The 11,468-nt window shown below is 52.7% G+C and carries 10 protein-coding genes; 9 read left to right on the plus strand and 1 reads right to left on the minus strand.

Annotated elements, in window-relative coordinates; genetic code table 11:
• Positions 1-377 precede the first annotated feature (377 nt).
• Together BKP64_RS02385 and BKP64_RS02390 are read left to right on the plus strand one after the other, a co-directional pair.
• A complete protein-coding gene (locus tag BKP64_RS02385) occupies positions 378-878 on the plus strand; it encodes a pilin (RefSeq protein ID WP_083329275.1) in 501 nt (166 codons plus the stop codon).
• Between the two features lie 326 nt (positions 879-1,204).
• Positions 1,205-1,648 carry a pilin gene (locus BKP64_RS02390; RefSeq protein ID WP_070965522.1) on the plus strand — a complete coding sequence of 148 codons (444 nt, stop codon included), beginning with the start codon at positions 1,205-1,207 and terminating at the stop codon, positions 1,646-1,648.
• Between the two features lie 56 nt (positions 1,649-1,704).
• On the opposite strand, the gene BKP64_RS02395 is transcribed toward BKP64_RS02390, so the two are convergent.
• Positions 1,705-3,066, minus strand: coding sequence for an MBL fold metallo-hydrolase (locus BKP64_RS02395; protein ID WP_070965525.1), 1,362 nt, complete (start codon positions 3,064-3,066; stop codon positions 1,705-1,707).
• 90 nt (positions 3,067-3,156) lie between these two features.
• Here BKP64_RS02395 and cysQ point away from each other — a divergent pair, with 90 nt between their 5' ends.
• The 7 genes from cysQ to pseB all read left to right on the plus strand — a co-directional run bounded on the left by cysQ (position 3,157) and on the right by pseB (position 11,467).
• Entirely contained in the window at positions 3,157-3,924 is a 768-nt protein-coding gene (gene cysQ / locus BKP64_RS02400) for a 3'(2'),5'-bisphosphate nucleotidase CysQ (RefSeq protein WP_070965528.1), read from the plus strand.
• A complete protein-coding gene (rfaH, locus tag BKP64_RS02405) occupies positions 3,921-4,400 on the plus strand; it encodes a transcription/translation regulatory transformer protein RfaH (protein ID WP_070965531.1) in 480 nt (159 codons plus the stop codon). Before cysQ ends, rfaH begins: the two co-directional genes overlap by 4 nt.
• A gap of 89 nt (positions 4,401-4,489) precedes the next feature.
• Positions 4,490-5,248 (plus strand): Wzz/FepE/Etk N-terminal domain-containing protein, encoded by a 759-nt coding sequence (locus BKP64_RS02410; protein WP_070965534.1) that lies wholly within the window; start codon positions 4,490-4,492, stop codon positions 5,246-5,248.
• Positions 5,249-5,469: 221 nt separating this feature from the next.
• Positions 5,470-6,951: a capsule assembly Wzi family protein gene (locus BKP64_RS02415; protein ID WP_070965536.1), complete on the plus strand. Its 1,482-nt coding sequence runs from the start codon at positions 5,470-5,472 to the stop codon at positions 6,949-6,951.
• A 34-nt stretch (positions 6,952-6,985) separates the two neighbouring features.
• Entirely contained in the window at positions 6,986-9,478 is a 2,493-nt protein-coding gene (locus tag BKP64_RS02420; RefSeq protein ID WP_070965539.1) for an SLBB domain-containing protein, read from the plus strand.
• The gene (locus tag BKP64_RS02425; protein WP_070965542.1) at positions 9,478-10,440 is read left to right on the plus strand and encodes a Wzz/FepE/Etk N-terminal domain-containing protein; all 963 of its coding nucleotides are present in this window, start codon (positions 9,478-9,480) and stop codon (positions 10,438-10,440) included. Before BKP64_RS02420 ends, BKP64_RS02425 begins: the two co-directional genes overlap by 1 nt.
• Positions 10,441-10,468: 28 nt before the next feature.
• Entirely contained in the window at positions 10,469-11,467 is a 999-nt protein-coding gene (gene pseB / locus BKP64_RS02430) for a UDP-N-acetylglucosamine 4,6-dehydratase (inverting) (protein ID WP_070965546.1), read from the plus strand.
• The last annotated feature ends 1 nt before the right edge of the window (position 11,468 follow it).

Genomic DNA, 11,468 nt, shown 5'->3' on the forward strand with positions numbered 1-11,468 from the left:
GCCTAAGTTGCTGAAACCGGTGTTTTGTCAATTGCAGTGAGTTTAGATGGCTGGCCAGAGTTTGGAAAGGTGTCTTGCGCAGAAGTATACGATTAGGCAGGTCGATTTAAAGGCGAGTCCTTGGAAGCAAAGATTGTGACAAAATTCGTCACCCATTGACGCAAGAGGGCATAAGCATGGTTAATTAACCTGTTGTGACGCCGCTATTTTAATTATTTATATTACTGAAAAATAAGATAAAAATATGTTTTTTTTCGGTTGGCATGGGCTGTGCATTGGGGTCTTCAGGCTCAAAATGCTGGCTGCGGGGCGAAGCTCCACCTGGCCTTGGTCCGGGCCGAAACAAAGATGATCAACGACAAATGCAGAGGTCGAAAATGAAGAATGTAAAAATCAACCACGCACAGAAGGGTTTCACCCTCATTGAATTGATGATCGTTGTTGCGATCATCGGTATTTTGGCGGCAATCGCCATTCCGCAGTACCAAGACTATATTGCGCGGACTCAGGTTAACCGCGCCTATGGAGAGGTGTCTTCTCTTAAAACGGCAGTGGAAGAGCATCTTTCTCGTGGTAAGTTTACAGACAGTGCTACCGGGCCGATGACGGCTGCTACTCTTGGTCGTACTGCATCGAATATCACTGAAGATGGTGCAGGTGCAGACACTTTTGCGCCGACTTTTACCGCTGCAAATGGTGGGGTGGGAACTCTGGTGGTTATTCTTGGTGGGGACGCCAGCGCGCCCGTAGCTAACACGACAATTACGCTCAGCCGGGCTGCTGACGGAGTTTGGACTTGCGACCTTACTACTGTGCCGGCTGCATTTAAGAACTCTTATGTTCCGTCCAGTTGTACGCTGGCAGGTGCTGCAGTTTAAGTATAGGCACACCAGATTGTTAGGATGATTAAAAAACCCCGAGGAATCGGGGTTTTTTAATTTTTTAGCGAAAGAATGCGTGCGCATGGTTCTGCTGATAATCCCCTTTTCTTCATGATTTTTGGTAGGCAACGCTAGATCATATCTAATGAGCTGCTAGCTAGAGGGGCGGCTTAACTGTCCTGCGGTCATGGAGGTGCCTGCCGGGTCTTAAGAGCTTATGTCGTCGGATGAAAATATAGAATCACGAATAACCCCCTCAAATGAGTTTAAGTTGGTCTTCTATTTGCTTTTAGTAAAGTGAACTTGCTAACGGAAATAGTAGTATGGTTTCTACAAATCGAGGCTTTACCCTAATCGAGTTGATGATTGTTGTGGCGATCATAGCCATATTGGCTGCGGTCGCCATACCTTCTTATCAGGGCTACGTTATAAAAAGCCAACTAAATCGAGCTGTTGGCGAATTATCAGTATACAGAGCCTCAGTTGAAGAGCGCATTTTTAGTTCCGCATCTGTCACTAATGCTGATGTTGGATACGTACCCTCAAGCCTCACCACCGTCAACCCTGGTAACGATATTGCCAATATTAATGCTGACGGATCTGGTCACCTTCAGGTGACCTTGGGCGGCAATGCTCATCCGAACTTGGTTGGTGTTTTGGTTCGCTTTGAGCGTACGGTAGACGGAGCTTGGAGCTGTGTGATTGATAAGTCCGCTGTCAGCGCAAGTTGGAAGATGGAATACTTGCCTTTGGGCTGCCAAGTTTAGTGCGCTGACCAGAGTTTGGCGTTTCGGGCTCTATCTAAAGTGAGGAAGTTTGCAGGTCAAACCTCCACCTCCTCAAACAACTCCGGCACTTCAGCATCCCAGCCAAACTTCTCACAAATCCGCTTACGCATAACGTCACTGGCCAGCATCTCCCCATGGGTGACGTACACTTTCTCCGGCTTAAGTGAGCCCTGCTCCAGCCACTCCAGAATCTCCTTGTAATCCCCATGGGCGGACAACGAGTCCAGATTAAAAACATCTGCCCTCACTGGCCAGTACTCCCCATGAATTTTCACTGACTCTACGCCATTAACCAGCGCATCCCCCCTGGTACCCGGCGCCTGGAAACCCGCAAACACAATGCTGTTGCGCTCATTTGGCAGCAGAGTTTTCAGGTGGTGCAGTACCCGCCCGCCGCTAGCCATGCCGCTGGCGGAAATTATTACGCAGGGGTAGCGCACTGCGTCCAGCTCAATGGATTCCTCAACCTTGCGAACAAACGTTGTGCTGTTATCAATCAGCTCACACTGGGCGGCAGTGAGTTTGTGCTCTTTGTGGTGCTTGCAGAAGATCTCCGTGGCCTTGATGGCCATGGGGCTGTTCAGGAACACCGGCAATTTCGGGATGCGCCCTTCCCGCATGATTTTGTGTATCGCATAAAGCAGCATCTGGGACCGGCCGACAGCAAAGGCGGGGATCAGCACAATGCCGCCGCGGCCAGCGGTGCGGGTAATAATCTCGGCCAGCTCGGTTTCCGGGTCCGTCTCTGCGTGCGCCCGGTCGCCATAGGTGGACTCGCACACCAGAACATCGGCTTTCTGGATGGGTTCCGGCGGCCGCATGATTATGTCGTTCTGCCGGCCTACATCGCCACTGAAGACGACAGTGCGGTCAGTTTCCTTGTGATGGACATGCACACAGGAGGAGCCAAGGATGTGTCCGGCCGGTGTGAAGGTGACTTCCATGCCTTTCACCGGCTCAAAGCTTTCATGGTAGTGAAGCGATTCGAAATGTTTCAGCGCCTCCCACGCGTCCTTTTCCGTAAAAAGAGGTTCGGGTTTCTCGTGTTTTGAGAACTTTTTCCGGAAGGCATACTTCGCATCCTCCTCCTGCAGGAAGCCCGCGTCCGGCAGAAGAACCTTGCACAGCTCATGGGTGGCTTTGGTGCAGTAGATCTTGCCCTTGAAGCCGTTTTTGACCAATGCGGGCAGGTAACCCGAGTGGTCAATGTGGCCGTGGGTCAGCACGACAGCATTGATGGTAGAGGGCTCCACAGGAAACTGCGCCCAGTTGCGCCGGCGTAGGGTCTTGACGCCCTGGTACATGCCACAGTCCACGAGCATTCTATGTTTGTCATCTGAAAGCAGATAACGAGAGCCTGTGACCGTTCCTGTGCCACCGAGGAAGCGAAGTTTCATAGATGCGTCCTTCTGAATCTTTGTTTCGGGAGTGTTACTATGTCCCATCTTAGCTCATAACGAATTGACCTGAAGCAGGAAGCGAACCGCATGCATTACAGCTCCATCCTTCCGGATGTTATCAAGGTGGCTGATGAGGCCAGTGAAAAGGTTCTTCACATCTACCAGTCGGACTTCAAGGTCAACTATAAAGAAGACCAGTCTCCGGTCACCGCTGCGGACATGGCCAGTCACGATATTATCCTGAGAGGCCTGCGCAGCATCGCCCGGGATATTCCCGTCCTTTCCGAGGAAGGCAAAGACATTCCCTGGGAGGAGCGCAAGCATTGGCGGCGGTTCTGGCTGGTGGATCCGGTAGACGGAACCCGCGAGTTCACCCAGAGAAATGGCGAATTTACGGTCAATATTGCCATGATTGAAGACGGTGAGCCGGTTATGGGCGTGGTGATTGCGCCGGCGTTGAAAGAAGCTTTTTGGGGTGTTGTGGGTGAGGGCGCTCACAAGCGCGATCGTACTGGAAAAATTCATCGCATTCAGGTGGCTGAACCGAAAGCGTCGAAGCGGGTATTGGCGAGCAAGAGCCATCTCAATGACGAAACCAGGGCCTTTATCGAAACGCTTGGCGAGCACGAGTTGTTGCAGGCTGGCAGTTCCCTGAAATTCTGCCGCATCGCCGAAGGCCATGCCGATATATACCCGCGCCTTGGGCCAACCAGTGAATGGGATACCGCAGCCGCTCAAGCCGTATTGACAGCGGCCGGCGGCAAGGTTGAAACCCTGGAGGGCAAGCCACTTCGGTATGGCAAGGAAAATGTCCTGAACCCTCACTTTATAGCAGCGGGTAACTGGTACGTATGACCTGGTATGCACTTCAGCACAAACCTGCTCAAGGTGATCGCGCGGCGGCTCACCTGCAGAATCAGGACATTGTCTGTTTTTACCCCAAGATCAACGTCGAAAAAGTGAAGGCTGGCAAGCGTGTCCGCAAGCTTGAGCCGTTATTCCCCGGCTACCTCTTTGTAAACCTTGATCAAACAGACCCCATGTGGGCCAAGCTACGCTCCACCCGTGGCGTGGTTAGAGTTGTGGCGTTCTCCAATACGCCGGCCGCAATTTCGGACGACATTATTCAGCACATCAAGAATAGTCTGGACTCCGTAGCCCAGCAGGGTGGGATCAAGCCTGGCCAGGCGGTACATCTGAGTGAAGGTGCGTTTGAAGGTATAGAGGCAATATTTCAGGCCTATGAAGGTGAAGAGCGAGCCATCGTGCTTATTCAATTTATGCAAAAACAACAGCTCGTCAAAGTGCCGGTGTCCGCTATAAAGGAGTAAATGGCGCTTTATGGGCGGAACCTGGATTTCGTTCCTGGCGTCTCTGGTGATTGTGAGCACGTTTCAATTAAAAGAAGACGGATTATTATATGGAAGATAGACCGCGGCAAACACAGCCTCGATACGATGACGAAATTGGCCTTGTGGATTTGGCGACGACATTCCTGAGACGACGGCGAGTGTTTTATGGTGTGTTTCTGGCTGTTCTCTTGGCAGGCACCGCCTACGCGGTGTTCATTCCGGAAAAATACGATTATGTGAGTCTGGTGAAGCTGGCCCAGAAAGGGGAGAGTAGCTACGCCGAAAATCCGGCATCAATCATTGCGATCCTCGAAAACCGCTGGGTGTCAGAATACCAGTCGGTCTACCATGCGCAGCACGGCCGTAACTTGCCATTTGAAGTCACCTTCGAGAACCCCGAGAGCACTGGGTTGGTTCGAATAATGTCCGAGGCTTCTCCATCAAATAAGAGTGACGTTGAGCAACTTCATACCCAGTTGATTGATCAGCTAAAGCAGACTCAAGCGTCGACAGTGTCACGTCTCAGGCAGAATATGGAGAAGCAAATTGACTCTCTGTCATCGACCGTTGATATTCTTGAAGGGAGAGAGGACTCTGGAGCTGCGATTGCAGCAGCGATTGAAAAACGTCTGTCGCTTGAAGCGATCCTGGAGTCCCTCCAGCCCATGCAGGTTCTCGCGGTGAGCCGGCAAAGCCCAGAGAGGCAAGGGCCAGCGCGAAGCCTGATTGTTATGTTGGCTGGCCTTCTGGGGCTGATGGGGGGTGTTTTTCTGGCGTTTTTTGCTGAATTCGCCGGTGCGGTCAAAAACCAGATGTCCGAAATGTGATCACTTTCCTTGCATTCCCGAAGCTTTAACAATTTTTTACTCGGTCAAGCTACTGATATCACCGATGTGAGGGTTTTTGTCACTTGCGTGCCATAGAGGATGCCGTAGAATCTCCGCGCTCTGGACACAGATGACTCATGCACCGACAGGGATCACGTTGGGGTTTGTCCTATTCCCCAATTATTGTTTTCTCCCGTCGCATACAAAGCGTTCGATTATTGATGACCTCAAAACACTGGGCCCTGGTCGGTGGGGCGGTAGCGTGCCTGGCCAGCCTTTCGCTATCCGCAGCCCCCTGGATTGAGCCAGGTGACGCAAGGGCTCGCTTTGCCGCACAAAAGCTGTCGGATCGCGGGCACCTTGATCGGACAGTCAGTACGTGGCCCCTGATGTGGAGTACCGTATTTAGTGGTTTGCAGCCCAGTGTCAGTAGGGACCAACCATCCGTAGGCTCAGCCGCCGCCTATCTTCGTTTTGAGAAGGAGCAGCAGGCAGAGCAGGGCTTCCGGGGTGAATATAGCGTTTACGGCAGCAGCGAGATTCCCGCCATTCGTGGGTTTGAGCAGAATCCGCTGGCGAAAGCCGGAACGGCGATCAACCTACAGTGGCAAGGCGAAGTCTGGGCCTTGGGGCTTAACCCGGCTTATGCCCATAAACTCGATGATGATGAAGAGCTGCGCCTGGATGGCTCCTATCTGGCCGCCGCGGCGGGCAACTGGGTATTTGGTGCCGGTGCGATTGACCGCTGGTGGGGGCCGGGCTGGCAATCTAGCCTGATCCTCTCTAATAACGCCCGCCCCTTGCCGGCACTCTGGCTGAATCGTAATAACAGTTATCCACCGGAAACGGATTGGCTGCAGTGGATCGGTCCCTGGCAGTTCACGGCCTTCGCCGGGCAATACGAAAGCGACAGAGCGGTGCCGGATGCCAAGCTTATCGGCATGCGCTTCACATTTCGTCCGGTCAGCGGATTGGATATTGGCCTATCCAGGGCGATCATGCTTGGTGGTGAGGGCCGCCCGGAAAATGCTTCCACGCTCTGGAACGCGCTTATTGGTCGCGACAATGGCCAGCTTGAAGAAAACGACCCTGGCAATCAGCTTGCCAGCATCGACGTCCGTTATGGTTTTGCAGTTGGCCAACAATCCATGGGCATCTACGCCCAAATGATGGGCGAAGACGAAGCCGGCGCTTTCCCAGCCCGTAAGTCCTGGCTACTAGGTACAGACTGGACCACGCAGCTATTCGAGGCAGACCAACAGTGGTTTATGGAATACACCAATACCCTGGCTGATGACTTCCTGGGCGATGCCATGCCAAATATTACCTATGATCACTCCCGTTACCGTTCCGGCTATCGTTATTACGGTCGCAGCATGGCTGCCAGTTTTGATGGCGACGCCGAGGCCATTACCCTTGGTGCCTTCAACTTTTTCGACAATGGCTCAAGCCTAATTACTAAGTTTACCTATGCCCGGCTTAACAAAGCAGGCGGCTTCCGCACCGTTGTTCCTAACGCCGATATTTTTTATACCGTTCCCGAAGTGGGTCAGGACGTCGCCATCCTAGATGTAGGGTATGGAGCGCGCATGCTTAATGGCTGGTTGGACCTGAATCTCGAGGCCACGGACAAGAAAGTTCAGTACCTGGGTGGTAAGAAAGACCGTTGGTCTCTAGGCGTTGCCTGGACTTACCGTTTTTAAATTGATCGAAATATAGACGCCGGACTTATTTGTTGTGAAGCTGAAAAACTTTATACTCCCCCTAGCTCTGCTGCTCCCCTTGGCAGCCACAGCCCAGTCTATCAGTCCGTCACAGATCGCACAGTTCCAAAACCTGCCTAGGTCCCAGCAGGAAGCATTGGCCAATCAGTATGGGGTGGATCTGGAAAGTCTGCAGTCTTCTGGGCAACAAACTCAGCGTCCCCGGGATGTTCAGGTCGTAGAACCCGTTTCGAATATTACGGAAGACGAACGGGAGAAGACGCGCGATGAGAAGGAGGAAGGTCAGCAAGCCGCGGCCAAGAACGGAGGTCTCAAGCCTTTCGGCTACAACCTTTTCAAGGGTAGCCCGACGACCTTCGCGCCGGTAACCGAAATCCCGATTCCTTCCGAGTACACCCTAGGCCCGGGCGATGTATTGCGTATCCAACTCTGGGGCAAGGAAAACCAGAACCTGGAATTGCCCATCAGCCGGGATGGGACCGTCAGCTTTCCCCAGTCCGGCCCCATGAACGTTGCAGGGCTGAGCTTTGATGAAGCCAGGCAACAGATCCGCAAGCAGGTATCCGAGCAATACATTGGCGTTCAGGCCAGCGTATCCCTAGGCGAGCTGCGCAGCATGCGGGTGTTTGTGCTTGGGGAGGCCCGCAATCCCGGTTCGTACTCAGTAAGCTCTCTGTCAACCATCACCAATGCCCTTTATGTATCCGGTGGGATCAACCAAACCGGCTCTCTGCGAAACGTACAGCTTAAACGCAACGGTAAACTGGTTGGCACCCTGGATCTCTATGACCTGCTACTCAAGGGCGATAGCTCAAGCGACAGCCGCATGCAACCCGGCGACGTCATCTTCATTCCGCCGGTCGGCAAGCGCGCCGGAATCGAGGGCGAAGTATATCGACCCGCACTGTACGAATTGAAAAAAGAAAACACCCTGTCGGACCTGGTTCGTATGGCGGGCGGCCTTACTTCCCAAGCCTATCCGCAGCGCATCAACATTGAACGGACCAATGAAGACTTCCTGCGCATCATTGTCGAAGCGGATTACACTGCAGCCAAAGGGAAAAATGCGCGGGTCCAGGCGGGCGATACGGTGAACATTCCGTCTATCTCGGACATCACTGGCCAGTACGTCGAGATCAGAGGCGCTGCGACTCGCCCCGGCCGTTTTGCGTGGATACCGGGTATGCGGGTAAGTTCGGTGATCAAAAACCTGAGCGCAGACCTAGCCTCAGTCGCCGACAAACGTTACGCGGTTATCGTTCGCACTGATAAAGTGACGGACACCATTTCCGTTCTGAATCTGCGGCTGAGAAAAGCGATACAAAATCCTGGCAGCGGATTCGACATACCCCTGCAGGAGAAAGACCAGCTACTGATCTTCTCTGATGCTGGTAAGGTTAAGGGCGGTGAAGAAGGGCGTGAATTTACCCGTGAAAGCCTGTTCGAGCCTGTACTCCACCGCCTCAGAATCCAGGCCTCGCCATCATCGCCCCAAAAAACCATTCGTATCTCCGGGCCTGTTCGGTACCCCGGTGAATATCCCCTGCCTGAGTCACGTCAGCTGGCAGATGCGATATTCGTAGCGGGCGGCCTGAAGGACTCGGCATCATTTTATAATGCCGAAGTAGCGCGCTACACCACCGATGAAGACGGCATTGGCAAAACGAATATCCTCAATGTGAACCTGGCCGATGCCATGGCTGGTAACGGCAACCTTACCCTCCAAAGCCGAGACAGAATTCTGATTAAGTCCATCCCGGACTTCGCCAAGACCAGCACCATAGAACTTAAAGGTGAGGTGCGTTACCCCGGCGAATACACCTTTCGGGACGGTGAAACCCTCAGGCAAGTTATTGAAAGGGCCGGCGGCCTGACTGATAACGCTTTTCCGAAAGGCGCCGTATTTACCCGGGCCAAACTACGACAGTTGGAAGCCCGGCGGTTGCAGGAAGCAGAGGATCGGCTCCAGGGCGACCTCCTTGGCGTTCAACTTGAGGGTGATGGACTGGGCGGAGAAAGTGCTGACCGAGCTCAGCAGGTTCAGAGTTTGCTGGAAGATGTGCAGAGTAGCAGACCGATCGGCCGCTTGGTCGTCGACCTGGCAGCTGTGGTAAACAACGAAGGCTACCAGGCGATTCGCCTTCAGGATGGTGACGCGCTAACCGTTCCAGCGATTCCGCAGGCCGTTACCGTATTTGGCGAAGTTCAGTTCCCCACCAGCCACCTGCACCAGGCCGGCTTAACCGTGGATGACTACCTTGAACGCTCCGGCGGGCCCACGCGCCAGGCAGACGAAAGCAGAGTGTATGTTGTAAAGGCAGACGGTTCCGTAATGCTGCCGGAGAAAAGCCGTTGGTTCGGCAGCCGAAGCCAGCAGTTGGAGCCAGGTGATACCATCATTATGCCAATCGATGTTGACCGCCTGAACCAGCTTGAACTTTGGACCAACGTGAGCCAGATCGTTTACCAGATTGCTCTGGGTGCAGCGGCAGTAGGAAATCTCTGATGACTAAATACGAAGCCTTCTCAGCTCAGCCATCAAAGGAACTGCCCCAATATCCAGACGACGAGATAGACCTGCGCGAGCTTTTGGCCACCTTATGGCGAGGCAAATGGGTTGTGATAGCTACTACGATCCTGTTTGCTGTAGCGGGCGTGTTCTATGCCCTCAGCAAGCCCAATATTTACCAGGCCAGTGTGCTTCTTGCGCCTGCCCAAGACGAAGGAGGGGGGCGCGGCATCAGCGGCCAACTCGGAGGCTTGGCCAGCTTGGCGGGCATCAGCCTCGGCAATGGCGGCGACAACCAAACGGTTATGGCGAAAGAAGTACTGCAATCTTACGCCTTCCTCAGAGACTTCATTGATCGCCACGAGCTCGCCTTCCCCCTTATGGCTACCGAAGCCTGGGACATGGAAAGCGAGAGGTGGGTGGTCAACCGTCAAGTCTTCAACCCGGAGACGCGCGAATGGCTCACCAATGAGAAAGGTGAAAGCCTAATTCCTACCGATTGGGACATGGTGAAAAAGTTCAGAGAAAGTCACCTGAGCCTGTCCAGTAACAAAGAAACCGGAATGGTCACTCTCAGCATCAAAAGCCAGTCGCCCCCCGCCGCCGCATATTGGGCTGGGAAAATGGTGCATGACATCAACGAATACATGCGTGAGCAAGACGTACAAGAAGCAGAAGCCCGCATCACGTATCTGGAAGACAAACTGAGCGAAACTAACATCTCCGGCATGCAGCAAGTGTTCTATCAGCTTATAGAGAGTGAAACCCGCACGGTCATGCTTGCCAACGCTCAAGATGAATACATCTTTAGAACCGTAGATCCGGCTTTCGTTCCTCAAGAGAAAGTCGGACCTAAGAGAGCATTGATAGTTGCTTTAGCAACTACCCTTGGTCTCATGTTTGCGACGTTGATACTTTTCATTCGTCTTGTTCTGAATACAGGCAAGGCTACTCAGTAAACTATAGAAAATATATGGCGAATATCCCATGTTAAAAAACTCTACTATTCTCGTAACCGGTGGCACCGGCTCTTTCGGTCATAAATTCATACCCATGACTCTGGAAAAATATAATCCCAAGAAAATAATTGTTTTTTCCCGGGACGAAATGAAGCAGTGGGAAATGGCCAAACTGTTTCAAGGGGATGATCGTCTTCGTTTCTTTATCGGAGACGTGCGCGACAGAGATCGCTTGTACCGGGCGCTCGATGGCGTGGACTATGTGGTACATGCTGCAGCTACAAAGATCGTACCCACGGCTGAATACAATCCTTTTGAATGCGTGAAAACGAACATTCACGGCGCCATGAATCTGATTGATGCTGCTATCGATAAGGGCGTGAAAGGTGTGGTTGCTCTTTCAACAGATAAAGCCAGTAGCCCTATAAACTTGTATGGTGCCACCAAGCTGGCCTCCGACAAGCTGTTCGTGGCTGGCAATTCCTATTCCGGGGGGCATGAAACCAAGTTTTCTGTGGTCCGATACGGCAACGTGATGGGGTCCCGAGGCTCAGTAATTCCATTTTTCATGTCGATTAAAGAAAAAGGTGTTCTTCCAATAACCGACCCACGTATGACCCGTTTTATGATCAGCCTCGAGCAGGGTGTGGAACTGGTATGGCATGCCTTTGAGGACATGGTAGGTGGTGAGATATACGTGAAGAAGATTCCGTCCATGAAAATGACGGATTTGGCCCGTGTGGTTGCACCGGAGGCAAAACAGGAAGTCGTCGGTATTCGCCCCGGTGAAAAGCTCCACGAGCAGATGATTGGCGCAGAAGATTCCCATTTCACTTATGAGTATCCAGAACACTTCAAGATTTTGCCCAACATCAATAATTGGGGAAGCTGTGAAAGCCGGATCAAAGATGGCAAGAAGGTGTCAGAAGGGTTTATTTACGCGAGCGACAACAATACTGAGTGGATGACAGACGAGGACCTTCAGGCCTGGATTGACCGCCACAACAATGAAATCGGGAAAATCTGAG

The organism is Marinobacter salinus, from assembly GCF_001854125.1.
GTDB lineage: Bacteria > Pseudomonadota > Gammaproteobacteria > Pseudomonadales > Oleiphilaceae > Marinobacter > Marinobacter salinus.